At 71.3% G+C, this 26,270-nt stretch carries 18 protein-coding genes; 4 read left to right on the top strand and 14 right to left on the bottom strand.

What is annotated here, in order from left to right:
* Positions 1 to 27 precede the first annotated feature (27 nt).
* Genes ABLE68_RS17125 through ABLE68_RS17115 form a run of 3 tightly spaced genes read left to right on the top strand, consistent with a single transcriptional unit; the run spans position 28 to position 5,903 of the window.
* Positions 28 to 573, top strand: coding sequence for a M15 family metallopeptidase (locus ABLE68_RS17125; RefSeq protein ID WP_348872981.1), 546 nt, complete (start codon positions 28 to 30; stop codon positions 571 to 573).
* Between the two features lie 43 nt (positions 574 to 616).
* Positions 617 to 5,116 (top strand): ATP-dependent helicase, encoded by a 4,500-nt coding sequence (locus tag ABLE68_RS17120; protein ID WP_348872979.1) that lies wholly within the window; start codon positions 617 to 619, stop codon positions 5,114 to 5,116.
* Entirely contained in the window at positions 5,109 to 5,903 is a 795-nt protein-coding gene (locus ABLE68_RS17115; protein ID WP_348872977.1) for a DNA-formamidopyrimidine glycosylase family protein, read from the top strand. Before ABLE68_RS17120 ends, ABLE68_RS17115 begins: the two co-directional genes overlap by 8 nt.
* A 3-nt stretch (positions 5,904 to 5,906) precedes the next feature.
* Here ABLE68_RS17115 and ABLE68_RS17110 read toward each other — a convergent pair whose 3' ends face one another.
* Positions 5,907 to 6,206: a helix-turn-helix domain-containing protein gene (locus ABLE68_RS17110; protein ID WP_348872975.1), complete on the bottom strand. Its 300-nt coding sequence runs from the start codon at positions 6,204 to 6,206 to the stop codon at positions 5,907 to 5,909.
* Positions 6,207 to 6,241: 35 nt separating this feature from the next.
* Positions 6,242 to 6,730, bottom strand: coding sequence for a CinA family protein (locus ABLE68_RS17105; protein WP_348872973.1), 489 nt, complete (start codon positions 6,728 to 6,730; stop codon positions 6,242 to 6,244).
* A gap of 23 nt (positions 6,731 to 6,753) precedes the next feature.
* Between ABLE68_RS17105 and ABLE68_RS17100 the strand changes: the two genes are divergently transcribed.
* Positions 6,754 to 8,532: a glycoside hydrolase family 15 protein gene (locus ABLE68_RS17100; protein WP_348872971.1), complete on the top strand. Its 1,779-nt coding sequence runs from the start codon at positions 6,754 to 6,756 to the stop codon at positions 8,530 to 8,532.
* A gap of 139 nt (positions 8,533 to 8,671) precedes the next feature.
* Here the strand turns inward: ABLE68_RS17100 and ABLE68_RS17095 are convergent, their stop codons facing one another.
* From ABLE68_RS17095 to ABLE68_RS17040, 12 genes are all read right to left on the bottom strand, one after another.
* Positions 8,672 to 11,464 (bottom strand): ExeM/NucH family extracellular endonuclease, encoded by a 2,793-nt coding sequence (locus tag ABLE68_RS17095; protein WP_348872969.1) that lies wholly within the window; start codon positions 11,462 to 11,464, stop codon positions 8,672 to 8,674.
* 82 nt (positions 11,465 to 11,546) lie between these two features.
* Complete coding sequence (locus ABLE68_RS17090; protein WP_348872967.1) at positions 11,547 to 13,853, bottom strand: bifunctional metallophosphatase/5'-nucleotidase; 2,307 nt, start codon at positions 13,851 to 13,853, stop codon at positions 11,547 to 11,549.
* Positions 13,854 to 14,057: 204 nt separating this feature from the next.
* Positions 14,058 to 14,669 (bottom strand): CDP-diacylglycerol--glycerol-3-phosphate 3-phosphatidyltransferase, encoded by a 612-nt coding sequence (gene pgsA / locus ABLE68_RS17085; protein WP_348872965.1) that lies wholly within the window; start codon positions 14,667 to 14,669, stop codon positions 14,058 to 14,060.
* The gene (gene rimO, locus ABLE68_RS17080; protein WP_348872963.1) at positions 14,669 to 16,084 is read right to left on the bottom strand and encodes a 30S ribosomal protein S12 methylthiotransferase RimO; all 1,416 of its coding nucleotides are present in this window, start codon (positions 16,082 to 16,084) and stop codon (positions 14,669 to 14,671) included. Before rimO ends, pgsA begins: the two co-directional genes overlap by 1 nt.
* Before the next feature lie 47 nt (positions 16,085 to 16,131).
* Positions 16,132 to 17,832 carry a helix-turn-helix domain-containing protein gene (locus tag ABLE68_RS17075; protein ID WP_348872962.1) on the bottom strand — a complete coding sequence of 567 codons (1,701 nt, stop codon included), beginning with the start codon at positions 17,830 to 17,832 and terminating at the stop codon, positions 16,132 to 16,134.
* Complete coding sequence (locus ABLE68_RS17070; RefSeq protein ID WP_348872961.1) at positions 17,829 to 20,426, bottom strand: FtsK/SpoIIIE family DNA translocase; 2,598 nt, start codon at positions 20,424 to 20,426, stop codon at positions 17,829 to 17,831. Before ABLE68_RS17070 ends, ABLE68_RS17075 begins: the two co-directional genes overlap by 4 nt.
* A gap of 180 nt (positions 20,427 to 20,606) precedes the next feature.
* The gene (locus tag ABLE68_RS17065; RefSeq protein WP_348872959.1) at positions 20,607 to 22,292 is read right to left on the bottom strand and encodes a ribonuclease J; all 1,686 of its coding nucleotides are present in this window, start codon (positions 22,290 to 22,292) and stop codon (positions 20,607 to 20,609) included.
* On the bottom strand, positions 22,289 to 23,188 hold the full coding sequence (dapA, locus tag ABLE68_RS17060; RefSeq protein ID WP_348872958.1) for a 4-hydroxy-tetrahydrodipicolinate synthase: 900 nt from the start codon (positions 23,186 to 23,188) through the stop codon (positions 22,289 to 22,291). The genes ABLE68_RS17065 and dapA overlap by 4 nt, the downstream gene beginning before the upstream one ends.
* Positions 23,189 to 23,214: 26 nt before the next feature.
* Positions 23,215 to 24,135, bottom strand: a complete 921-nt coding sequence (locus ABLE68_RS17055) for an LLM class F420-dependent oxidoreductase (protein WP_348872957.1) — start codon at positions 24,133 to 24,135, stop codon at positions 23,215 to 23,217.
* Between the two features lie 5 nt (positions 24,136 to 24,140).
* A complete protein-coding gene (locus tag ABLE68_RS17050) occupies positions 24,141 to 24,638 on the bottom strand; it encodes a dihydrofolate reductase (protein WP_348872956.1) in 498 nt (165 codons plus the stop codon).
* Positions 24,635 to 25,429: a thymidylate synthase gene (locus ABLE68_RS17045; protein ID WP_348872955.1), complete on the bottom strand. Its 795-nt coding sequence runs from the start codon at positions 25,427 to 25,429 to the stop codon at positions 24,635 to 24,637. The genes ABLE68_RS17050 and ABLE68_RS17045 overlap by 4 nt, the downstream gene beginning before the upstream one ends.
* A 16-nt stretch (positions 25,430 to 25,445) precedes the next feature.
* Complete coding sequence (locus tag ABLE68_RS17040; protein WP_348872954.1) at positions 25,446 to 26,261, bottom strand: PhzF family phenazine biosynthesis protein; 816 nt, start codon at positions 26,259 to 26,261, stop codon at positions 25,446 to 25,448.
* Positions 26,262 to 26,270: the final 9 nt, after the last annotated feature.

The raw sequence follows: 26,270 nt of genomic DNA, 5'->3' as shown, positions 1-26,270 counted from the left end.
ACCGGTCCGGCTGTGAGCGTTGCTGGCGTGACCAAGCACCGCATCACCGCCACCTCCGCCGCCTGCCTGCTGACCGTCGCCGTCGTGGCCGCCGGGTGGCGTACGACGCACCCGGCCGCGTCCGATCCGGACCACGACCTGCACCCGGCCGGGCACCACCGCCCCGGGGACCGGTTCGACACGAGCAACCCGATGATCGGCAACCTCGACCCGGACCTGCTCGCGGCCGTCGAGGACGCGGCGGACGACGCCCGGAAGGACGGGGTGGCGCTGCAGATCACCAGCGGCTGGCGCAGCCGTGCCCACCAGCAGGAGCTCCTGGACGCCGCCGTCGCCAAGTACGGCAGCGAGGAGGCGGCCCGGCGCTTCGTCTCCACGCCTGACGCGTCCGCGCACGTCACCGGCGACGCGGTCGACATCGGCCCGACCGAGGCCGACGACTGGCTGGGTCGGCACGGGGCGGCGTACGGGCTGTGCCAGGTCTTCGCCAACGAGATCTGGCACTTCGAGCTCGCGACCACCCCGGGCGGCCAGTGCCCCGAGATGTATCCGGACAGCAGCTACCGCCAGTAGCCGGCTCCGGGGCACTGTCGGTGCCGTGAGCAAGGATGGTGGCGTGGCAGTCGAGGCACTCGAGAGGTTCAGCGAACCGACGCGCACCTGGTTCGGTGCGGCGTTCGCCGAGCCGACCCCTGCGCAGGCGGGTGCGTGGGACGCGATCGGCGCCGGCCGCCACGCCCTCGTCGTCGCGCCGACCGGGTCCGGCAAGACCCTGAGCGCCTTCCTCTGGTCCCTCGACCGGCTGATGACCAGTCCGCCGCCCGACGACAAGCAGCACCGCTGCCGGGTCCTCTACATCTCCCCGCTCAAGGCGCTGGGCGTCGACGTCGAGCGCAACCTGCGCGCACCTCTGACCGGCATCCGGCACACGGCAGACCGGCTCGGGGTGAAGGTCCCCGAGGTCACCGTCGGCGTGCGCTCCGGCGACACCCCGGCGGCCGACCGACGCAAGCTCGTCACCGCTCCCCCGGACATCCTGATCACCACGCCCGAGTCGCTCTTCCTGATGCTGACCAGCCAGGCACGCGAGTCGCTGCGCGGTGTCGAGACCGTGATCATCGACGAGGTGCACGCCGTCGCCGGCACCAAGCGCGGCGCGCACCTCGCGGTCAGCCTGGAGCGCCTCGACGCCCTGCTCGCACGCCCCGCCCAGCGCATCGGGCTGTCCGCGACAGTCCGCCCGCTCGAGGAGGTGGCCCGCTTCCTCGGCGGCCACGCCGCGGTCGAGATCGTCGCGCCACCCTCCGAGAAGGAGTGGGACCTGAAGGTCGTCGTCCCGGTCGAGGACATGACGGCGCCGGACGACTACGACGAGGACTCCGACGACCCGCAACGCGCGCAGAGCATCTGGCCGCACGTCGAGGAGCGGGTCGTCGACCTGATCGAGACCCACCGGTCCACGATCGTGTTCGCCAACTCGCGCCGGCTCGCCGAGCGGCTGACGGCACGCTTCAACGAGATCGCGACCGATCGCGCGGGCGTCGACCTCGAGGACGCGAGCGTCCCCGCCCAGGTGATGGCCCAGTCCGGCCGGAGCGAGGGCGCGGAGCAGGTCATCGCGAAGGCCCACCACGGCTCGGTGTCCAAGGAGCAACGGGCGCTGATCGAGGACGACCTCAAGCGCGGCCGACTGCCCTGCGTGGTCGCGACCAGCAGCCTCGAGCTCGGCATCGACATGGGCGCGGTCGACCTGGTCGTCCAGATCGAGTCGCCGCCGAGCGTCGCGAGCGCGCTCCAGCGCGTCGGCCGGGCCGGCCACCAGGTCGGCGAGATCTCGCGCGGCGTGCTCTTCCCCAAGCACCGGGGCGACCTCGCCCAGACCGCGGTGGCCGTCGAGCGGATGCGGTCGGGCGCGATCGAGTCGCTGCGCGTGCCGGCCAACCCCCTCGACGTGCTCGCTCAGCAGGTCGTCGCCGCCACCGCCCTCGACGCCTGGTCGGTCGACGAGCTCTACGCCCTCGTCAAGCAGAGCGCGCCGTTTACGCAGCTGCCGCGCAGTGCCTACGACGCCACGCTCGACCTGCTCAGCGGGCGCTACCCCTCCGACGAGTTCGCCGAGCTGCGTCCGCGGGTGGTGTGGGACCGGGTCACGGGCACCCTCACCGGCCGGCCCGGAGCCCAGCGGCTCGCGGTCACCAGCGGCGGCACCATCCCTGACCGGGGGCTCTTCGCCGTCTTCCTGGTCGGCGGGGAAGGACCCGGGCGACGCGTCGGCGAGCTCGACGAGGAGATGGTCTACGAGTCCCGGGTCGGCGACGTCTTCGCGCTCGGCGCGACCAGCTGGCGGATCGAGGACATCACCCACGACCGCGTGCTGGTGACCCCCGCGCCCGGCATCCCGGGCCGGCTGCCCTTCTGGAAGGGTGACACCCTCGGACGTCCGGCCGAGCTCGGCGCCGCGATCGGCGCCTTCACCCGCGAGCTCTCCGCGCTGCCGAAGGCCAAGGCGGAGCAGCGGGCCCGCGACGACGGGCTCGACGACTACGCAGCCGCCAACCTGGTCAACTACCTCCACGAGCAACTCGAGGCCACCAACCAGCTGCCGACCGACCGCACCCTGCTCGTCGAGCGGTTCCGCGACGAGCTCGGCGACTGGCGGCTGGTCGTGCACTCGCCGTACGGCGTCCCGGTGCACGCACCCTGGGCGCTCGCCATCAACGCCCGGCTGCGCGAGAGGTACGGCGTCGACGGGCAGGCGGTCGCCTCCGACGACGGCATCGTGATCCGGATCCCCGACACCGACGCGGATCCGCCCGGGGGCGACATCATCGTCTTCGAGCCCGACGAGATCGAGGCCCTGGTCACCCAGGAGGTCGGCGGGTCCGCGCTCTTCGCCTCCCGCTTCCGCGAGTGCGCCGCCCGCGCCCTGCTGCTCCCCCGGCGCGACCCCGGACGACGGTCGCCGCTCTGGCAGCAGCGCCAGCGCTCCGCCGCGCTCCTCGAGGTCGCGTCGCGCTACCCGTCCTTCCCGATCGTGCTCGAGGCCGTGCGCGAGTGCCTGCAGGACGTCTACGACCTGCCCAGCCTGGTGGCGCTGCTCCGGGGCGTCGACCGGCGCGAGGTGCAGGTCGTCGACGTCGCCACCAACCAGCCGTCGCCGTTCGCGCGCAGCCTGCTCTTCGGCTACGTCGCGCAGTTCATGTACGAAGGCGACTCCCCGATCGCCGAGCGCCGGGCCGCCGCGCTCGCGCTCGACCAGGGCCTGCTCGCCGAGCTGCTCGGCCGCGCCGAGCTGCGTGAACTGCTCGACCCCGAGGTGCTCACCGAGCTCGAGGCCGAGCTGCAGCGCCTGCCCGCCGACCGACGTGCGCGCGACTCCGAGGGGATCGCCGACCTGCTGCGCCTGCTCGGACCGCTCACCACCGCCGAGGTGGAGGAGCGCACCGCCGACTTCGACGTGCCCGATGCCCTGGCCTCGCTCGCGCTGACCCGTCGAGCCGTCGAGCTGCGGATGGCCGGCGAGGAGCGCTGGGCCGCGATCGAGGACATCGGACGACTGCGCGACGGCCTCGGCGTCCCCGTCCCGCCCGGGACACCCGACGCCTTCACCGACCCGGTCGACGACCCGCTGGCCGACCTGGTCGCGAGGTTCGCCCGCACCCACGGTCCGTTCACCACCGCCGACGTCGCCGAGCGGCTCGGCCTCGGCGCCGCCGTCGTGCGCCACACGCTCCAGCGGCTCGCCGCCCAGGGGCGGGTGCTCGACGGCGAGTTCCGCCCGTCCGGGTCCGGCCAGGAGTGGTGCGACGCCGAGGTGCTGCGCCGGCTACGCCGTCGCTCGCTCGCCAAGCTGCGCCAGGAGATCGAGCCGGTCGAGCCCGAGACGCTGGGGCGGTTCGTCGCAGCGTGGCAGCACGTCGGCGGCAAGCTGCGCGGCGTCGACGGCGTGCTCAGCGCGATCGACCAGCTCGCCGGCTGCCCGGTGCCCGCGTCCGCGCTCGAACCCCTGGTGCTCGGCTCCCGCGTGCGCGACTACGAGCCGTCCTACCTCGACGAGCTGACCGCGTCGGGCGAGGTCATCTGGGCTGGCCACGCGGCGCTGCCCGGAGCCGACGGCTGGGTGTCGCTCCACCTCGCCGACCAGGCGCCGCTCACCCTCCCCGAGCACGCCGCCTTCGAGCACAGCGAGCTGCACCAGGCCGTCCTCGACGCCCTGTCGCCCGGTGGCGCGTGGTTCTTCCGCCAGCTGTCCGACTCGGTCCGCTCCACGGACGACCGCGCCCTGTCGGCAGCGCTCTGGGATCTCGTCTGGGCCGGCCGGATCAGCAACGACACCCTCACCCCGCTGCGGGCGCTCACCCGGTCCGGCACCCCCTCCCACCGCAGCAGGCGCCCACCCCCGCGCACCAACCGTCCGGGCCGACCCACCCGCACCGGCCCGCCCGAGACCGCCGGCCGCTGGGCGCTGCTGCCCGAGCTCGACGCCGACCCGACCCGGCGCGCCCACGCGACCGCCGAGCGGCTCCTCGACCGGCACGGCGTCGTCACGCGGGGCGCGGTCGTCAGCGAGCGCGTGCCGGGTGGCTTCGCGGCCGTCTACAAGGTGCTCTCCGCCTTCGAGGACTCCGGGCGCTGCCGGCGCGGCTACTTCGTCGCCGGCCTCGGTGCCGCGCAGTTCGGCACCGCCGGGGCCGTCGACCGGCTGCGCACCTTCAGCGAGGTGGCGCCCGACGCGAAGCCGACGGCCGTCGCCCTGGCCGCGACCGACCCGGCCAACCCCTACGGTGCCGCACTCCCCTGGCCGGAGGGCGGCTCCCACCGCCCCGGCCGCAAGGCCGGCGCGATCGTGGTTCTCGTCGACGGCGTCCTCACGCTCTACGTCGAGCGCGGCGGTCGCACCCTGCTCACCTGGACCGACGAGCCCGACCTCCTCGGCCCGGCGACCGCATCCCTGGCCGAGGCGGTCCGACGCGGCTCCCTCGGCCGGCTCACGGTCGAGAAGGCCGACGGCGAGCAGCTCCTCGGGTCCGGCTCGACCCCACTGCGCGAGGCGCTGCAGGCGGCCGGGTTCGTGGCGACGCCGAAGGGACTCCGGCTGAGGTCGACCGGTGCCTGAGGGCGATGCCGTCTGGCGCACGGCCCAGCGCCTGCACCGGGGTCTGTCCGGCAAGCAGCTGACCCGCACCGACTTCCGCGTGCCCGCCATCGCGACGGTCGACCTGAGCGGCAGCAGCGTCGTCGAGACCGTCTCGCGAGGCAAGCACCTGCTGACCCGGATCGACGGACCGACCGGCGCCTGGACGCTGCACACCCACCTGAAGATGGAGGGTTCGTGGCGGCTCTTCCGGCCCGACGAGCGGTGGGGCAAGCCCGACCACGTGGTGCGCGTCGTGCTCGGCACCGCGGAGCGCACGGCGGTCGGCTTCCAGCTCGGCCTCGTCGAGCTGGTCCGCAGCGACCGGGAGGACGACGTGGTCGGACACCTGGGGCCCGACCTGCTCGGCCCCGACTGGGACGAGGCCGAGGCGGTCCGGCGCCTGACCGCCGACCCGGAGCGGCCGCTCGGCGAGGCGCTGCTCGACCAGCGCAACCTGGCCGGGATCGGCACGATCTACCGCACCGAGCTGTGCTTCCTCACCGGCTACGACCCCCGCACACCGGTCGGCGCCGTCACCGACCCGCTGCGGATGGTCCGGCTGGCGCGGTCGATGCTCGACCAGAACCGCAACCTGCCGCAGATCTGCACCACCGGCGACAAGCGTCGCGGTCACAGCCTGTGGGTCTACGGGCGCTCCCACCAGCGCTGCCTGCGCTGCGGCACCCCGATCGAGCAGGCCGAGCTCGGTGCGCAGCCTCGCGCGCGCGTCGCCTACTGGTGCCCGCGGTGCCAGCCGCCGAGATGAGGCTCAGGCAGCGGAGGTGACAACCTCGGCGCGCGGAGCGACCGGGATCCGGGTCAGACCGGCGGCGGCCTCTTCGAGGGCGACCGCGTCGGACACCTCACGGAGGACGTCCGAGAGCGGGATGTCGAGGGCGCCGCAGAGCGAGGCGAGCAGCTCCGACGAGGCTTCCTTCTGGCCGCGCTCGATCTCGGAGATGTAGCCCAGGCTGACCCGGGCCTCCGCGGAGACCTCACGCAGGGTCAGGCCGCGCTGCATCCGCTGATCGCGGAGCACGTCGCCGAGAAGCCGTCGAAACAGCACCATGCGCGTCACCCTTTCCGAAGTCTGTGGTCCCAACGCTACCCGAGGGTTGTTTCTTCCCGGAGCAGGACCGCCGCGAACGCCGTGAACGCCTCCTTCGTGGCCCGGTCCTGGATCTGGTGCCGCTTGCCGTGCAGCTCGAGCGCCACGGCCTCCGACACACCCGGACCGGTGATGCCGACGAACACGGTGCCCGGCGGCTTGCCTTCCTGATCGGCAGGTCCGGCCACTCCTGTAGTCGAAAGTCCGTACGTCGCGCCCGAGAGCGACCGCACCCCGTCGGCCATCGCCCGCGCGCACTCGGGCGAGACGACCCCGTGCTCGGCGATCAGCCGCTCGTCGACGCCGAGCAGCGACGCCTTGAGCTCGGTCGCGTAGGTGACCACTCCCCCGACGTACGTCTCGGACGCACCGGGGACGTCGGTCAGCGCCACGCCGAGCCGACCGCCCGTCAACGACTCCGCGGTCGCGATCGTGCTGCCGGTGTCGCGCAGCAGCCGGTGCACGCGTTCGAGCAGGTCAGCCATGGCGGCAAGGCTAGCCTCGCTGTGTGGCTCTCCCCATCGCGGACTACGCGCTCATCGGTGACCGGCGGACCAGCGCGCTGGTCGGCCGCAACGGCTCGATCGACTGGCTGTGCCTGCCCAGCTTCGGCTCGCCCGCCTGCTTCGCGGGTCTGCTCGGCACCGACGACCACGGCCACTGGCAGCTCTGCCCGGTCGCCGAGTACGACGTCAGCCGTCGCTACATCGGCGCGTCCGGAGCGCTCGAGACGACGTTCACCACGGCGACGGGGGTCGTGACGCTCACCGACGTGATGCCCCGCGGCGACAGCCGCGCCGACGTCGTACGACGCGTCACCGGCTGCAGCGGCACGGTCCGGATGCGCCACGAGTGGATGGTCCGGCTCGACTACGGCGCGGTGCTGCCGTGGGTGCGCCGCGAGACCATCGGCGGCGAGGAGGTGATCGTCGCGGTCGGCGGCCCGGACCGGCTGGTCCTGCGCGGCCCGCGGCTGCCGCGGGCGACCGACCACCGGCACTCCGACGAGTTCGACGTCGCGGAGGGCGACGAGCTCACGTTCTCGACCACCTGGTTCCCCTCGCACCTCGAGGTCGACGACCTCGGCACGCACGAGGACCGGATCAACGCGTCGATCACCGACGACGAGGACTGGTCGGGCCGGTGCCCCGACGTGATGCCGCACCCGGGGATCGTGCGGCGGTCGCTGCTGACGCTTCGGATGCTCACCGACGAGGAGACCGGCGGGATCGTCGCCGCCCCGACCACGTCGCTGCCCGAGGACCCGGGCGGGGAGCGCAACTGGGACTACCGCTACTGCTGGCTGCGCGATGCCGCCCTGACGATCGGCGCGCTCGTCCAGGCCGGCTACACCGAGGAGGCGCAGCTGTGGCGCGGCTGGCTGCTGCGCGCGGTCGCCGGTGACCCGCAGGACCTGCAGATCCTCTACGGCACCGACGGCAGCCGTCGGTTGACCGAGCTCACCCTCGACCACCTCCCCGGCTACGAGGGCTCGACGCCGGTGCGCATCGGCAACGGGGCCGCCCTGCAGCGCCAGCTCGACGTGGTCGGCGAGGTGATGATCGCGCTGGAGCGGACCCGTCAGGTCACCGGCCACGCCGATGCCAACGCGTGGGCGTTGCAGCGCTCCCTGGTCGAGAACCTCGCGAAGACGTGGCAGAAGAAGGACCACGGGCTCTGGGAGATCCGCGGGCCGCAGCAGCACTTCACCCACTCCCAGGCGATGGTCTGGGCCGCCTTCGACCGCGGTGTCCGGGCCATCGAGGAGTTCGACCTCGAGGGTCCCGTCGACGAGTGGCGCGAGCTCCGCGACCGCGTGCACGCGCAGGTGCTGGACAAGGGCTTCGACGCCGACCGCAACACGTTCGTGCAGCACTACGGCACGACCGAGGTCGACGCGTCGCTCCTGGTGCTGCCCGAGATCGGCTTCATCGCCGGGGACGACCCGCGCATGCTCGGCACCATCGAGGCGATCGAGCAGGACCTGATGCGCGACGGGCTGGTGCTGCGCTACCGCACCCAGAGCGGCGTCGACGGTCTCGCCGGTGACGAGCACCCGTTCCTGGCGTGCTCGTTCTGGCTGGTCGCGGCGTACGCCGGAGCCGGCCGTGTCGACGACGCGCGCGCCCTCTTCGACCGGCTCTGCGGGCTGACGAACGACGTCGGGCTGCTCTCCGAGGAGTACGACGTCGGCAACGACCGGATGGTCGGCAACTTCCCGCAGGCGTTCAGCCACCTCGCGCTGGTCCGGTCCGCCTTCGCCCTCGCGGAGTCGATCGAACGTTGACCCGAGCGCGAGCGAGCGTATCGAGACATCGGCTGAGATCTCGATACGCCCGTCGCGACCTCGTTCGTCGGTCACGGGGCTACTCGATCTGGCTGCTGCGACTTGGTCGCCCGAGCTGCGCTGGGGCGACCAAGGCAGCTCAGAAGATCTTGTAGACCTTCACGTCGGTCGAGGCGGTGGAGCCCTCGATCGTGTCCGTCCCGCTGTAGGTCACCGTGACGTGGTGCGTCCCGGCGGTCTTGAACGGACCGATCGCGGTGGCGGCATATCCCCGGACCAGCTTGACGTCCTTCGACTGACCGTCCCAGCTGACCGTGACCGAGCCCGTCGGCGTCGCGCCGGTGGCCTTGACCTGGATGATCAGCGCGACCGGCGTGAGCTTCGCGATCGCAACACCCGGCACCGCGGTGACCGACGTGGTCGACGCCGTCTTCGGCACCGGCAGCGCCGGCAGGTCCAGCCCGACGACCTCCGGGTCGTGGTCGGAGGCCCGGTAGGGGTTGGCCTCGTAGAAGTCGGTCGCGTTGTAGTTGTAGCGGCTGTACTCGAACGCGATCGACTCCTCCGCGTTGATCTGCCACACGTCCGTGCCCGTCACCATCTCCTCGGCAGCGGCGTTGGCGAGCACGTGGTCGAGCGAGCCGGCGAGCCCGTCGAAGTTGTACGTCGTCTCGCCGCCGTTGAACTGGGTCTGCAGGTCGACGTAGCCGTCGCCGTACAGCACCTGGAGCGGGTCCTCCTGGGTGTAGGAGTTGAAGTCACCGGTGAGGAAGATCTTGTCGGTGCCGAGCGACGACGCGAAGCTGCTCGCGAAGGCGCTCAGGTCGTGCGCCTGCGCGACCCGGTCCGGGTTGGCGTTGCCCTGGCCGGTGCCGTCGTCCACGCCCGAGCCCTTGGACTTGAAGTGGTTGACGATCACGGCGAAGGCGTCGGAGTCGGGGGCACCCGTCGCCTTGAAGCCCTGGGCCAGCGGCTCCCGGGCGTCCGCGAAGGCCGCCGAGCCGGTGAGCACCTTGGAGCCACCGACCAGCGAGACGTCGGCCGGCTTGTAGATGAAGGCGGTCCGGATGACGTCCTGCTCGGCGGTCGGCGGGAGGTCCGCGGCGGCCGGCGACGGGGCGAACGCCCAGGTGCCGGCACCCGCGGCCGCGTTGAGCGCGTCGACGAGCGTCGAGACGCCGGCGTCGCGGTCCTGGCCGAGCTTCACGGAGTTCTCGATCTCCTCCAGCGACACGATGCTGGCACCGAGCTTGTTGATCGCGGCGACGATCTTGGCCTGCTGACGAGCGAGGCTCTCCTCGGTGGCCGCACCACGCGGTCCGGGTGAGGCATCGGTGCCGCACACGTTGTCGGTGATGTGGTTGCCGTCGCGGTCGTTGTAGTACGTGCAGCTGCCCTGGCCGGACGCGACGTACTCCTCGCCGGTGGTCGGGAAGTAGTTCAGCACGTTGAACGTCGCCAGACGGATGTCGCCACCGACGTTCTCCGGCGCCGCGGTGCGGGTGTTGGTGAAGGTCGCGACATCGGCGCCGTCACCGGTCACCTGGCTGGTGGGCTGGAGGTTCCAGAGGCTGTTGCGGTACTCCAGGACGACCGGCTCGTGGAAGGTGACGGCCGAGCCGACCCGCACCGGGTTGGTCTTCGAGAGCCACGGGAGCGGGACCGACTTGTTGGCGGCGCTGTTGAAGTTGGTGCTCGCGCCGTCGTCGAGGGTGACCGACCTGGCAGCGTTCTGAGCGTTGATCGCCGCGATCGCCGCGGTGTCCTGCGCGTCGGCGACGTCCGTGGGCTGCACGAGCGGCTTGTCGCCGGACGCGAGCGTGAACGACGCGTAGTAGTTGGTGTCGTAGTTGTCGGTCACCGTGAAGTCACCCTGCGGCTGGACGAGCTCGCCCTCGTGGGCCTCCTTCTCCGCCGGGGTGTCGAGGTCGCTCCACGGGACGGCGAGCGGGGTCACCGTGCCGAGCGAGTCGGCCAGCACCGTGACGTCGTCAGCAGCGACGCCGGAGATCTCGGTCGTGCCCTGGAACTCGCTGACGTCACCGGTCACCTCGACGCTGTCGCCGATCGCGACCTTCGCGGTCGCAGCGGACCCGTAGACGAAGATGCCGTCAGACGCGCCAGGTGTGTCGGGGGTGCCGGGCGTCTCGAGGTAGAACCCGTTGAAACCGCCGGTGGGGTACGCCGCGGTGACGACCCCCTCGGTCGTGACGGTGTCACCGGCGAGCGGCGAGGTGTCGCCGGTGCCCTGGATCTCCGCGATCGTGGCCTCGGTCGGATCGGGGTCGGTCGGCGGGGTGACCGTGCCGGCGTTCTGCGGGCTCGGGGCACCGACCGCGAAGTCGGTCGCGTTGTTGTCGGTGTCGCCGGCGGTGCGGCTCGCGGACGTCGCGTTGGCGGTCGCCCCGGTCTTGGCCGTCTCGAAGGTGTTGCTGTTGACGCCGACCAGGTCGACGATCCCGGCCCGGGCGGTGGACCCGTCGGCAGCCGGGTTGAGCGCGGTGGTTCCGGCTGCCAGCCAGACGGTGAACGCCGTACCGGACATCGCGATGGTGCCGGTCGCGTCGGGCGTCGGCAAGGCCGTCGTACCGCCCGTGCCGGCGGCCTCCTGGACCAGGTAGTGACCACCGGCCGGCACGGTGCCGGACAGCGTGGTCACACCGGTCGCGGCAGCCGTGCTCGCGGAGCTGCGGTACTGGACCGACATCCCGGCGACGCTGATCGGTGCGGACGTCGGGTTGTAGAGCTCGATGAAGTCGTTGGTGAGGGTGGCGCCGGCGTTGCCGCCACCGCCGTACACCTCGCTGATGACCAGGCCGCTGCTGGCAGCGCTGGCAGGGCCGGTCGTGGCGATGGCCAGACCGGAGACAGCGACGGCAAGACCGGCGAAGCCGGCCAGTGCACGCCGCGACGCCCGAGACGTCGAGAACATGGTGGAGCCTTCCGAGAGGGTTCTGTTGTGGGGAGAGGAGCACGTCGGGATCCACCGCACGCGGTGGACCCCGACGGCACTGCTACTTCTTGACGACCTTGATCGTCACGGAGTCGTGCGACGACTTCGTGGCGGCGTTGCCGAGGTAGGTGACCTTGACCTTCTTCGTGCCCGTGCTGCCGAACTTCTTCAGCGTCACCGTGGCCTTGCCGTCGTGGAGCTTGGCCGAGTAGGTCCTGCCACCGACCTTGACCTCGACCTTGCCGGACGCCGTGCCGGCGGAGGTGACGGAGATCTTGACCTTGGCGCGTGTCTTGTCGACCACGATCCGCTTCGGCGTCACCTTCGCGGAGACCGTGGAGCCGGCCTGGGCGACCTGCAGCGGCACGGCGACCTCGGTGCCGGTGTCGGCGCCCGTCACCGTGAGGTCCCGGCTGCCACCGGCGATGCCGGAGGGCAGCGTGAAGCTGACCGAGGCCGTCCCTGCCTCGTCGTCGGTCGCACCCGCGGCCACGGCGTTGTCGACCGGGAAGGTGCCCAGCTTCGTGGCACCGAGAGACACGGTCACCTCGCTGTCCTGCACGTCACCGGCACCGGACATGGCGAGCGAGGAGAGCTCGAACGCGACGGTGTCGCCGGCGGCGTACGACGCGGGCGCTCCGGACGGGAAGGTCACGCCGACCGCGCGCTGGCTGTAGTCGACCGGGAGCGGCTTGTCGGCGGCGAACTCCGCCAGGTAGTCGACCATGCCCTGCAGGTCGGTCTTGCCGGTGTCCTGCTTGTGCGTCCCGTCGGCGAAGGCGAAGAAGTTGTCACCGCCGGTCGACAGGAAGGAGTTCACCGTCACCGAGTAGCTGGCGCCCGGCTTGATCGGGTCGCCGTTGAGCCACATCCCCGTCACCGTCTTGGTGGTCGGGTCGTAGGTGTAGGTGAAGCCCTTCGAGACGCCGAGGCGCAGGAACGGGCGCGACGAGCCCGCGGGCTGCCACTGCTGCTCCAGGACCGTCTTCAGCTGGGCTCCGGTCAGGTCCATGTTGACCAACGTGTTGGCGAACGGCTGCACGTTGGCGGCCTGCTTGTAGGTCAGCGTGGTCGGGTAGGAACCCGGGGTGTTGCCCACCATGTCGGCGCGCAGACCGCCAGGGTTCATGAAGGCGATCTGGGCCGAGCCGGTGGTCTCCGACTCGGTCGCCCACCGCTGCACCTCGGCCACGAGGTTGCCCAGGGTCGACTCGCCACCGCGGTTCTCCTCGGTGGTCGTCGGGTCGGCCGCCTTCGGCCGGGCCGCGCGCTTGAAGGCGCCGTCGATGTCGCCGAGCGGCACGGCGCCCTTGACGTCGGCCTCGGCCACCGCGGCGTCGACGATCGACTTGGTCGCCGGGTCGGCCGGGTAGTTGGGCGTGTACGTCGTGACCGGCGGGGTGCCCGTCGTCGACGCGGTCGTGAGCGACAGGATGCTCTGGTCGACGCTCTGGATCTGCCCGGAGGTGGGGTCGACGCTGAGGTCGAGCTGGTTGAGGTTGTAGCCGTACTGACCGGCCGAGACGACCGGCCGCTCCGTGACCGGGCGACCCGCCCAGCCGGCGACCGGGAACTTGCAGTTGTAGGCCAGGTGGGTGTGGCCGGAGACGATCGCGTCGACGTTGTCGTCGACGCCGGAGATGATGCTCCCGAAGTCGGAGGTCGGGTCGTCGTCCATCGTCGCGCAGTCGGTGCTCGCTGCGCCCTCGTGGACCAGGAGCACGATCACGTCGACGCCCTCGGCCTTGAGCGCGTCGGCCTCCGTGTTGACGGCCGTCGGGATGTCGGTGACCTTGATGTCGGCGATGCCGCCCGGCGAGACCAGCTCGGGCAGGTGCTCGGTCACGGCCCCGACGAAGCCGACCTGGACGCCGCCCATGTCCTTGACGAACGTCGGGTCGAGCGCCGGGTCGCCGGAGTCCTTCATCACCACGTTGGCGCCGATGTACTTCCAGCTCGCGCCACCGTCGGGGTTGGTGGCCGACTCAGGCGCCATCACCCGGTCGACGAGGTCGTCGTAGCCCTTGTCGAACTCGTGGTTGCCCACCGCCGAGACCTCGAGACCCGCCTCGTTGAGCGCGTCGATCGTGGGCTTGTCGTTGTTGATGAAGGACTCGAAGGTCGAGGCGCCGATCAGGTCGCCCGCCGCGGCGAAGACGGTGTTGGGGTGCTCCCCACGGATCTGCTTGACCGCCCCGGCCAGCACGGCAGCCCCGGCCTCGACGCCGTTGGACTTGATCCGGCCGTGGAAGTCGTTGGTGGCCAGGATGTTGATGTCGACGGCGCCAGCCGCGTGGGCGGGAGTCGAGACGAGGACCAGGGAGCTCGCGCCGAGGGCGAGTCCGGATACGGCGACAAGAGCACGCATGCCCCTGCGCGCCCGAGAACTGGGGGGCACTGTGGAACCTTTCCGAGTGAAGGTCGATGACTGCGCCACCTAACCTCACCGACCCGCAGGAAATCCAGACCCATCGGTTAACAACAGGCAACCTTTTGCCCGTGCACCGCAATCGGCCGCAAGACCGCCCGCCTGCCTCACCGTGGCAAGAGCAGAACCCGCCAAACGTGAGCGTCAGGCCTTGCGCAGACTTGCCCGCTGCTTCCAGACGTCGCGGAAGAACTCGTAGCCGGACCACATCGTCAGTGCGACCGCGATCGCCAGGCAGACCTGGGCGAGGTAGAAGATCACGTCGCCGGGCACCTCGAGCCAGCTCGCCAGGTCGGGGTCGCGCAGCGGGAGGCAGAGCGTCGCCAGCGCGATCGCCTGGAAGGTGGTCTTGATCTTGCCGAGGTCGGCGGCCGCGATCACGACCTTCTGGAGGATCGAGAGCCGCAGGAGCGTCACGCTCCACTCGCGGACGAGCACGATGATCGTGACCCACCACCAGATGTCGCCGACGATCGAGAGCCCGATGAAGGCCATGCCGGTGAGCGCCTTGTCGGCGATCGGGTCGGCGATCTTGCCGAAGTTGGTGACCAGGTTGTGCTTGCGCGCCAGGTCGCCGTCGATCTTGTCGGTGATCATCGCGACGGCGAAGATCACGAACGAGACGCACCGCCAGGTGATCGAGTCGCCGCCGTCGACCAGCAGCGCCCAGGCGAAGAACGGCACCGACACGATGCGGAGGGTCGTGAGGACGTTGGGCACGTTCCAGTTGCTGGGCTGCGCCTGGACGTCGGTCATCACAGTGCCCGAGCGTAGAGGTCGGCGCCGTCCGACTCGACGACCACCGCGCGCACCAGGTCACCGACCCGGGCCTCGCTGTCGACGAGGTACGTCGCACCGTCGACCTCAGGACCCTGGTGGGCGGCCCGGCCCTCGGTCTCGTCGTCGTCGACGCGCTCCACGAGCACGTCGACGGTCTCGCCGATCCGCTCGATCGCGCGCTGGGAGGTGAGCTCCTCGACCAGGGTCGACACGTGCTCGACGCGGGCGAGGATCTCGTCGTCGTCGAGCTTGGCGTCGTAGGACGCAGCCTCGGTGCCGTCCTCGTCGGAGTAGCCGAAGACACCGGTCACGTCGAGGCGCGCGGCGACCAGGAAGTCGCACAGGGTCTCGAGGTCGGCCTCGGTCTCGCCGGGGAACCCGACGATCACGTTGCTGCGCACCCCCGCGGTCGGCGCGAGCGCACGGACCTGCTCGAGCAGGCCGAGGAAGCTCTCCGGGTCGCCGAAGCGGCGCATCCGGCGCAGCACGTCCGCGCTGGCGTGCTGGAAGGACAGGTCGAAGTACGGCGCGACGCCGGGCGTGCTCGCGATCGCCTGGATCAGCCCGGGGCGGGTCTCGGCGGGCTGCAGGTAGGACACCCGCACCCGCTCGACACCGTCGACGGCGGCCAGCTCGGGCAGCAGCGTCTCGAGGAGCCGCAGGTCGCCGAGGTCCTTGCCGTAGGACGTGGAGTTCTCGCTGACCAGGAACAGCTCGTGGGCGCCCTGCTCGGCGAGCCAGCGGGCCTCCTGCAGCACGTCACTGGGGCGGCGGCTCACGAACGAGCCTCGGAAGGCCGGGATCGCGCAGAAGGAGCAGCGGCGGTCGCAGCCGCTGGCCAGCTTGAGCGAGGCGGTCGGCCCCGAGTCGAGCCGGCGGCGTACGGACGCCGGGCCGGAGGCGTGACCGGGCACGGGCGTCGTGGAGAGCGTGCGCTCGACCGGCGAGATCGGCAGCAGCCGGCGCCGGTCCTGGGGCGTGTGGGCGTGGTGGACCTCCCCCGCGACGATCGAGCGGAGCCGCTCGGCGATGTCGGGGTAGTCGTCGAAGCCGAGCACGGCGTCGGCCTCGGGCAGCGACTCGGCGAGGTCCTTGCCGTAGCGCTCCGCGAGGCAGCCGACGGCGACGACCGCCTGGGTCCGGCCGGTCTCCTTGAGCTCCGCGGCCTCGAGCAGCGTGTCGACGGAGTCCTTCTTGGCCGACTCGACGAAGCCGCAGGTGTTGACGACGACGGTGTCGGCGTCCTCCGGGTCGTCGACGAGCAGGAACCCGCCCGCCTCGAGACGCCCGGCCAGCTCCTCGGAGTCGACCTCGTTGCGGGCACAGCCGAGGGTCACCATCGCCACCGACAGCAGCTCGCGGGCGGGGGCAGGTGTGGTCTCAGTCGTCATCGCCTGTCGAGTATGTCAACCGACCCCGTACGGCGTCGAAACGCCGATCAGGAGCTGGCGGCGAAGGTGTTCTGGGCGGGCTGGCCCTCGGCGCCGAGCGGACCGCGGTCCTGACCGTCGATGGTGACCTTGAGCGAGCCGTCGGAGGACTGGATGCGGACCGGCGGAGCGGCCTTGACCGTCTTGGTGTCGCCGTAGGCCAGGTCGCCGCTGAAGGCCACGTCCCCGGCGCCGTCGCGGACCACCACGTGGGTGCCCCCGTTGGCGGCGTCGAGGACGACGGGTACGGCGGGACCGAGCTTGGTCTGCGAGGACGGCGAACCGTTGAGCACCGGCTTGTGGTGGAGCTCGACGGGGCTGTCCATGATCAGCCGGGCGATCGACCAGCACAGCACGAGCGCCATCACGGCCGCGACGAGCACCGACCAGTTCGGGCCACCGCGGGTGCTGCGGATCGGGCCGTCGGCCCCGGTGGCCAGCTCGGCCTCGAAGACCCGGCGGGCGTTGATCGGGGCGTCGGCGTAGCGCTCGTCGTACGACGCCAGCAGCGGCCCCGCGTCGACACCGAGGATCCGGGCGAGCGTGCGCAGGTGGCCGCGGGCGTAGAAGTCGCCGCCGCACGGTGCGAAGTCGTCGACCTCGATCGACTCGATGACGTGGGGGCGGATCCGGGTGCGCTCGGCGAGCTGGTCGACCGTCAGTCCGAGCCGGGTGCGGGCTGCGACCAGCTCGGGACCGATGACCGGGTCCTCGGCCGGCTCGACCGAGAAGTCGTCGATGACCAGCGGCGCGACGGCCTCGCCCTCACGGGCGATCGGCTGGACGCGGTCGCTCCAGACCACGGTGTCCTCGACCAGGTCGACGCTGCCGGGCCGGCGCAGCTCGCGCGACTCCGGGAGACCGGGACGGGTCTCATCGTCGGTCTCGGACGGGTCGGAGGCCAGCGCGGCGGCGCCGTCGAAGCGGACCTCGGCGCGCGATCCGCCGACCGGGTCGCGCAGCGGGATCGGCGTCGCGCTCGCGACGATCGGTGACAGCGGCACGGTGTGCTCGGGCTCGTCGTCGCCGTCGACCTCGTCGAGGTCGGCGTCCTCGTGCTCGTGCTCGTCGTACTCGTCGTACTCGTCGTACTCGTCGTCGTACTCGTCGTAGTCGTCGTGCTGCGGGCGCAGCCGCTCGGAGACGAGGTCGATGGCGCGGGCCAGGGTCGGACGCAGGTCGTGGCCGACGTGCTCGGTCTCGACCACCTGGTCGGCGTCGGGGGCGAGCAGCAGGAGGGCCGCGGTCAGGTCGTCGTCGGCGCCGCTGACCCGCGTCGAGATCGACAGCGGCACCGAGCGGTGCACGTCGTCCTCGTCGCGGGGGACGAGCGTGATCCGGCCGTCGCCGAAGAGACCGCGTCGCGGCTCGTGCTCGAGGACCTCGATGTCGGCCCACGGCAGGCCCTGCCAGACCCGGCCTCCCCGAAGTCCTGCACTCCGCATCCGGACGCCCTGCTCGTCGACGACGAGCAGCGGGACCCGGGCGTCGGCGAGTGACTGGAGGTGGGCGGCCGCGATGGCGCTCGTGACGAGCACCACCACCCAGTCCAGCCACCCGCCGTCGCCGAGCGCGCGCGCCAGGTAGGCGAACGCGACGATCGAGGCGACACCGCCCACCGCCGCTGCGAGGCGGGCGTCGGTGCGGACCTCGACCGAGCTCTGGGTGGTCCCGGTCTGCTCCTGCAGGTCTGCGCTGAGGTTGCTCACATCTCCCCCTGGAGAGTCGCGATCACGGCATCGATCTCGTCGGGCTTCACGAGCACGTCTCTGGCCTTCGAGCCCTCGCTGGGCCCGACCACGCCACGGCTCTCCATGATGTCCATCAGCCGGCCGGCCTTGGCGAAGCCGACGCGGAGCTTGCGCTGCAGCATCGAGGTCGACCCGAACTGGGTGGAGACGACCAGCTCGATCGCCTGGACCACGAGGTCCATGTCGTCGCCGATGTCGTCGTCGATCTCGCGCTTGGCCGCGGCCGGGGCCGTGACGTCGTCGCGGTAGTTGGGCTCGAGCTGCGCCTTGCAGTGCTTCACGACCTGGGCGATCTCGGCCTCGGTGACCCAGGAGCCCTGGACGCGCACGGCCTTCGAGGAGCCCATCGGCAGGAAGAGGCCGTCACCCTGTCCGACCAGCTTCTCGGCGCCCGGCTGGTCGAGGATGACCCGGCTGTCGGCGAGGCTGGAGGTTGCGAACGCGAGCCGCGACGGCACGTTGGCCTTGATCAGACCGGTGACGACGTCGACCGACGGACGCTGCGTGGCGAGCACCAGGTGGATGCCGGCCGCACGGGCGAGCTGGGTGATCCGGACGACCGAGTCCTCGACGTCGCGCGGGGCGACCATCATCAGGTCGGCGAGCTCGTCGACGATCACCAGCAGGTAGGGGTACGGCGTGAGCTCGCGCTCGCTGCCCGGAGGCACCGTGACCTTGCCCGCGCGCACCGCCTTGTTGAAGTCGTCGATGTGCCGGAAGCCGAAGTTCGCGAGGTCGTCGTACCGCATGTCCATCTCGCGGACGACCCACTGCAGCGCCTCGGCGGCCTTCTTGGGGTTGGTGATGATCGGCGTGATCAGGTGCGGGACGCCCTCGTAGGCGTTCAGCTCGACCCGCTTGGGGTCGACCATGATCATCCGGACCTCGTCGGGCGTGGAGCGCATCAGGATCGAGGTGATCATCGAGTTGATGAACGACGACTTGCCCGAGCCGGTGGCACCGGCGACCAGGAGGTGCGGCATCTTCGCGAGGTTGGCGACGACGAAGCCGCCCTCCACGTCCTTGCCGAGACCGGCCACCATCGGGTGGTGGTCGGAGCGCGCCGTGTTGGAGCGGAGCACGTCGCCGAGGGAGACGATCTCCTTGTCCAGGTTGGGGATCTCGATGCCGATCGCCGACTTGCCGGGGATCGGGCTGAGGATGCGGACGTCGGCCGAGGCCACGGCGTACGCGATGTTCTTGGAGAGCGCGGTGACCTTCTCGACCTTGACCGCAGGACCGAGCTCGACCTCGTAGCGCGTGACCGTCGGGCCACGGGTGTAGCCCGTGACCTGCGCGTCGATGTTGAACTCCTCCATCACCTGGGTGAGGCGGTCGACGACGGCGTCGCTCGCCTTGGACCGGGCCTTGTGGACCGACCCGGGCTTGAGCACCTCGTTGGCCGGCAGCGAGTAGGCGATGTCGCCGGACAGCGCGAGCTGCTCGACGCGCGGCGGGAGCGGGGTGTGCGGCGGCGGCTCGAGCTCGACCTTCTCCTCCACGACCGGCGCGGCCGCCTCGGTGGGCGCGTCCGGCGCGAAGATGTCGAGGCCGTCGTCGGTGGTCTCGAGGCGCTTCTTGCGCTTGCGGAGCTCACGGTCCGAGAGGACCGGGCTGTCGTACGCCGGGTCGCCCATGTCCGGGTCGATCTCGCCGGTCTCGTCGAGGACCTTGCGCTTGCGGCCGCGGACGGCCGGCATCGCCTGGGTGGCGTCGGGGTCGACCTCGGGAGCCGGCTCGTGGCCGAGCAGCCGGTCGCGGGTGGCCGCGAGCTTGGTCGGCACCTGGTAGAGCGGCGTGCTGGTGATGATGAGGACGCCGAAGAAGGCGATGAGCGCGAGCAGCGGCACCACGACGTACTCCGAGCGGAGCAGGTCGAGGAGCAGGCTCGCGACGACGTACCCGATCGCACCGCCGGCGGTGCGCAGGTCGCTGGTGTCACCCATGACCGGCTGCGGGTTGTCGCTGGCGATCTGCACGATGCCGAGGAGGCCGAAGGCCAGGCAGGCCCAGCCGACGACCTGACGACCGACCGGGCCGGTCTGCTCGGGGTCGCGCATGGTGCGCCAGCCGACGAAGAGGAGGGCGAGCGGGACGAGGAAGCCGACCTTGCCGACCGACCCCTCCACCACGGTGCGCGCGGCATCCATGATCGAGCCCGGCAGCTGCCACCAGACGGCGGCGGCGACGATGACCGCGCCACCGAAGAGCATCAGCCCGACGCCGTCGCGGCGGTGCTCGGGCTCGAGGTCACGGGCGGTGTGCCCGATGCTGCGGGCGACGGCACCCACGCCGTGGGCGATCGCCAGCCAGACGGCAGCGACCCCGCGGAAGAGCACCGTGAAGAAGCGCGCGATCGGACCCGGGCCGTTGCGTACGGCGCGCGGGGCGGGACGCTTCGGAGCAGGCTTGCGCTTGCTCGCTGTCCTCTTGACCGGCTTCTTGGGGGCAGGCTTGCGCCTTGGACTGGTACTCCGGGATCGCGAGGTCGAGGACGAGGAAGACGTGCTCTTGCTCCGCGAACCCGGCGGGGAAGACGTACGGGTCGCCATGGAACCCACACTACGCAGCGGTCACTCCAGTCACACGCATCACACGCGGGTGTGTCTGCCGCCGTTGGTCGAGCTCGTCGAGACCCCCCGCAACCGGCCGGCGACCTCGATCGAGGTTGATGGTCAGCTCACCGGTGTCTCGACACGCCCTTGCGACCTCGTTCCTCGGAGGCGGCTGGCTCAGGCCTCGATGACCACCGGGATGATCATGGGCCGGCGGCGGTGGGTGTTGCTCACCCAGCGGCCGACGACGCGGCGCACGGTCTGCTGCAGCTGGTAGGAGTCGGTGTTGCCCTCGGCGATGGCCCGGTCGAGCGCGTCGATGATCGGCTGGCGCAGCTCGTCGAAGTTCGAGCCGTCGAGCGCGTTGCCCTTGGCGTGGATCTCGGGACCGCCGGAGACCTTCCCGCTGACGGAGTCGACGACCACGATCACCGAGATGAAGCCCTCCTCGCCCAGGATCAGGCGGTCCTTGAGGTCGGACTCGGTGATGTCGCCGACCGAGGCGCCGTCGACGAAGACGTAGCCGCAGTCGACCTTGCCGACCACCGAGGCCACGCCGTCGACGAGGTCGACGACGACGCCGTCCTCGGCGATGACGACGTTCTCGACGCCGGTCGCCCGCGCCAGAGCCGCGTTGGCGAGCAGGTGGCGGATCTCGCCGTGGACCGGCAGCACGTTGCGCGGCTTGACGATGTTGTAGCAGTAGAGGAGCTCGCCGGCGCTGGCGTGGCCGGAGACGTGCACGTGGGCGTTGCCCTTGTGCACGACGTTGGCGCCCCAGCGGGCCAGGCCGTTGATGACCCGGTAGACGGCGTTCTCGTTGCCGGGGATCAGGCTCGAGGCGAGCAGGACGGTGTCGCCCTCCTCGATGTGCACGAAGTTGTGGTTGCGCTGGGCGATCCGCGACAGCGCGCTCATCGGCTCGCCCTGCGACCCGGTCGAGATCAGCACCTGGCGCTCGGGTGCGAGGTCCGCGAGCTCCTTCGCGTCGACCAGCACGCCCGGCGGCACCGTGAGGTAGCCGAGGTCGCGGGCGATCGCCATGTTGCGGACCATCGAGCGGCCGACGTACGCGACCTTGCGGTTGTTGGCGACTGCCGCGTCGAGCACCTGCTGGACGCGGTGCACGTGGGAGGCGAAGCAGGCGACGATGATCCGCTGCTGCGACTCGCGGAAGACCTGGTTGATGACCGGGGTGATCGTCTTCTCGGACGGCGTGAAACCGGGGGTCTCGGCGTTGGTCGAGTCGGTGAGGAAGAGGTCGACACCCTCCTCCCCCAGCCGCCCGAATGCGCGCAGGTCGGTGATCCGGCCGTCGAGCGGAAGCTGGTCCATCTTGAAGTCGCCGGTGTGGAGCACCATCCCGGCCGGCGTGCGGATCGCGATGGCGAGCGCGTCGGGGATGGAGTGGTTGACCGCGACGAACTCGAGCTCGAAGGGTCCGAACGTCAGCCGCTCGCCCTCCTTCACCACGTGGTGGATGGTCTCCTTGAGCCGGTGCTCGCGCAGCTTGCTGCCGAGCAGGGCCAGCGTGAGCTCGGAGCCGACGAGCGGGATGTCGCCGCGTTCGCGCAGGAGGTACGGCGTCGCGCCGATGTGGTCCTCGTGGCCGTGCGTGAGCACGAGCGCCTCGACGGTGTCGAGGCGGTCGCGGATCGAGGACCAGTCGGGAAGGATCAGGTCGATGCCGGGCTGGTGGTCCTCGGGGAAGAGGACGCCGCAGTCGACGAGCAGCAGGCGACCGTCGTACTCGAAGGCGGTCATGTTGCGACCGACCTCGCCGAGACCGCCGAAGGCGGTGACCCGGAGGCCCCCCTTCGCCAGTGCGGCCGGTTCGGAGAGCTCGGGGTGGGGATGACTCACAAGAGACCTGCTTCTGCGAGGCCGGCGCGGAGCGCCGCGACCTCGTCGTCGTCGAGAGGGACCAGCGGGGACCGGACGTGTCGGTTGTCGAGCACGCCCAACAGCTCCAGGGACGCCTTGGCCGTGGTCGCGCCGTAGTTGGGCACGCCCATCACAGCCTCGAACGCGGGCAGCAGCCGCTGGTAGATCGTCAGGGCACCGGCGTGGTCGCCGGAGAGGAACGCGTCGATCATCGACGCGAGATCGTTCCCGGCCGCGTGGCCGACCACGGACACGAGTCCGCAGGCGCCGTGGGCCAGGAAGCCGAGGGTGTTGATGTCGTCGCCGGAGTAGACGGCGTAGCCGAGCCGGGCGAGCTTGGCCGCGCGCGGCATGTCGCCGACCGCGTCCTTGACCGCGACCACCGACTCCCACGAGGCCATCTCCTCGAAGGACTCGAGGGCGATCTGGCTCCCGGTGCGGCCGGGGACGTCGTAGAGCATCACGGGGATCTCGGCGGCGTCGACGACCTGGCGGAAGTGGTGGAGGATGCCCCGCTGGCCGGGCTTGTTGTAGTAGGGCGAGACCAGGAGCACGCCGTCGGCGCCGCGCTCGCGGGCCTGGCGGGCGAGGTACGTCGAGGTGGCGGTGTCGTTGGTGCCGACCCCGGCGACCAGCTTGATGTCGGGACCGACCGCGGCGCGCACCGCGGCGAGGACCTCGCCGTCCTCCTCCTTGGTGGTGGTCGGCGACTCTCCGGTGGTGCCGGAGACGACCAGGCCGTCGTGGCCGTTGGCGATCAGGTGCTTGGCCACCCGCTGCACACCGTCGAGGTCCAGGCTCCCGTCGGGACCGAACGGGGTCGCCATCGCGGTGAGCATGCGGCCGAACGGCGCAGCAGGTGCAGCAGAGGTCATAGGTCTCAGGTTATCGCTCTGTCCGCTCAGCCGACGTGCGGCATGACGTCGCGCGCCACGAGTCGGAGGTGGTCGAGGTCGGAGAGGTCCAGCATCTGCAGGTAGAGGCGCTCGCTGCCGGCCTCGGCGTACGCCGAGATCTTGTCCAGGACCTCGGGCACCGTGCCGGCCAGGCCGTTCTCGCGGAGCTCGGCCTTCTCGCGCCCGATCACGGCCGCGCGGCGGTCCAGGTCGGCCTCGTTCTCACCGACGCAGAGCACCAGTGCGTTGGACCAGGTCATCGTCGCGGGGTCGCGCTCCTGGGCCTCGCACGCCCGGGCGACGCGGGCGAACTGGGTCTTCGTGGTGTCGAGGTCCGCGAACGGCACGTTGAACTCGTCGGCGTACGTCGCGGAGAGCGCGGGGGTCCGCTTCGCGCCGTGGCCGCCGATCAGGACGGGCGGCTTGGGCTGGGTCGGCTTCGGCAGGCCGGGCGAGTCCGTCAGCTGGTAGTGCTCGCCGTCGAAGCTGAAGCCGCCGTCGGTGGCCCACAGCCCGGTGATGATCGCGAGCTGCTCCTCGAACCGGTCGAAGCGCTCGCGCGTGCTCGGGAAGGGGATGCCGTACTTCGTGTGCTCGGCCTCGAACCAGCCCGCACCGATGCCGAGCTCGACCCGACCCCCACTCATCTGGTCGACGTTCGCGACGCTGATCGCGAGCGGACCGGGGTACCGGAAGGTCGCGCTCGTCATCATCGTGCCGAGCCGGATGGTGCTGGTCTCGCGGGCGATGCCGGCGAGCGTGATCCACGCGTCGCTCGGCCCGGGCATCGGGTCGCCGCCCATCGACAGGTAGTGGTCGGAGCGGAAGAACGCCCCGAACCCGAGCCGCTCCGCCTCCTGCGCGACCACCACGAGGTCGTCGTACGTCGCGCCTTGCTGGGGTTCGGTGAAGACTCTGAGCTCCATGGGGCTCAGCCTGTCAGATGCTCCCCAACACCGGCCCGCGCCAGGAACACCCGCTCGTAGCCGTCGTGCTGCTCGCGGGCGGTCTCGACCCAGTCGGCGAGGTCGTACGCCGGGTAGAGCACGTCGCCGTCCGGGGACAGCGGGATCTCGCTGATGACCTGCTCGGTGGCGACGGGGAGCGCCGCCGCGTAGACCTGCGCACCGCCGACGACCATCACGTCACCGGGCAGCGTCGCTGCCTGCGCGAGCGCGTCGTCGAACGACCTCGCGACGAGCGCGCCCTCGGCCGACCAGGCCGGGTCGCGGGTCAGCACGATCGTGGTGCGTCCGGGCAGCGGGCGGCCGATCGACTCGTACGTCGTCCGACCCATCACCAGGACGTGGCCCATCGTCAGCTCCTTGAAGAGCCGCTGCTCCCCCGGGATCCGCCAGGGGATGTCGGGGCCGTTGCCGATGACGCCGTTGCGGGCGACGGCGGCCACCATCACCACCCGTGCGCTCATACGGCGATGGGCGCCTTGATCCCCGGGTGCGGGTCGTAGCCCTCGACGGCGATGTGCTCGAGGTCGAACGCGTCGAGCGCGGTGACCGACGGGTCGAGCCACAGCGTCGGCAGCGGCCGCGGCTCGCGGGTGAGCTGCAGGCGCGCCTGGTCGAGGTGGTTGGAGTAGAGGTGGGCGTCACCCAGCGTGTGCACGAAGTCGCCGACCTCGAGCCCGGTCACCTGGGCGACCATGTGCGTGAGCAGGGCGTACGACGCGATGTTGAACGGCACGCCCAGGAAGACGTCCGCCGAGCGCTGGTAGAGCTGGCAGCTCAGGCGGCCGTCCGCGACGTAGAACTGGAACATCGTGTGGCAGGGCGCGAGCGCCATGTCGGGGATGTCCGCGACGTTCCAGGCCGACACGATGTGGCGCCGGGAGTCGGGGTTGCTGCGGATCTGCTCGACGACCTGCGCGATCTGGTCGACGTGGCGGCCGTCCGGGGTCGGCCAGGAGCGCCACTGGTAGCCGTAGACCGGCCCGAGGTCGCCGTTGTCGTCGGCCCACTCGTCCCAGATGGTGATGTCGCGGTCCTGCAGCCACTTCACGTTGGTGTCGCCGCGCAGGAACCACAGCAGTTCGCCGAAGACCGACCGGGTGTGGATCTTCTTGGTCGTCACGAGCGGGAAGCCGGCGCTCAGGTCGAAGCGCATCTGGTGGCCGAAGACCGAGCGGGTGCCGGTGCCGGTGCGGTCGCTCTTCTCCACGCCTTCGTCGAGGATGCGTTGGAGGAGGTCGAGGTAGGTCTGCACGGCACCAGCCTAGATCTCAGAGGTCCACGGTTCCGGTGATGGTCGTGCGGGTGTCGCCCCCCACCCACACCTCCTGACCCACGCGACTCACCCGCACCCGACCGGCGCGTTGGAGTGCCGTCCCCTGGCTCGCGACGTACGACGCGGGCAGGCGCTCGCCCGCCAGCCACTGGCCGATGCCGGCGTTGAGCGAACCGGTCACCGGGTCCTCGGGCATGCCGTAGCCCGGGCAGAACGCGCGCACCTCGACGGCGACCGGACCCTCGGCGTACTCCCCCACGACGCCGATCTTCAGGTCGCCGAAGGCCGCCCAGTCGGGGTCGAGGGCGAGCACGGCAGCAGCGTCCTCGAGCAGGACGCCGACCCAGCCCGGGCCGTTGTCGATCCAGGTGGTCTCGACGATCGCCGCCCCGGGGATCCGCAGCGCGCGGCAGATGCCGGCCACGTCGTCGGCGTCGACCGGACCGGAGCGCGTGAGGGGCGGAGCGGCGAACGCGAGCGTCTCGCCCCGACGGATCGTGACCAGGCCGGCGCCGCACTCCTGCACGAGCTCGTCGCCGGCGGGCACTCCCCCGGCCTCGAGCCAGGCGTGCGCGCTGCCGAGGGTCGGGTGACCGGCGAACGGCAGCTCACCCCCCGGGGTCCAGATCCGCAGCCGGTAGTCGGCCGCCGGGTCGGTCGGGCTGAGCAGGAACGTCGTCTCGGAGAGGTTGGTCCACCGGGCGAAGGACGCCATCTGCTCGTCCGTCACGCCATCGGCGTCGTGGACGACCGCGACCGGGTTGCCGAGCAGGGGCTCGCTGGAGAAGACGTCGACCTGGCTGAAGCGCATGGCACCAGT

The sequence above is a fragment of the Nocardioides pollutisoli genome (assembly GCF_040045055.1).
Lineage (GTDB): Bacteria > Actinomycetota > Actinomycetes > Propionibacteriales > Nocardioidaceae > Nocardioides > Nocardioides tweenelious.
This window is presented reverse-complemented; position numbering and strand designations above follow the sequence as displayed.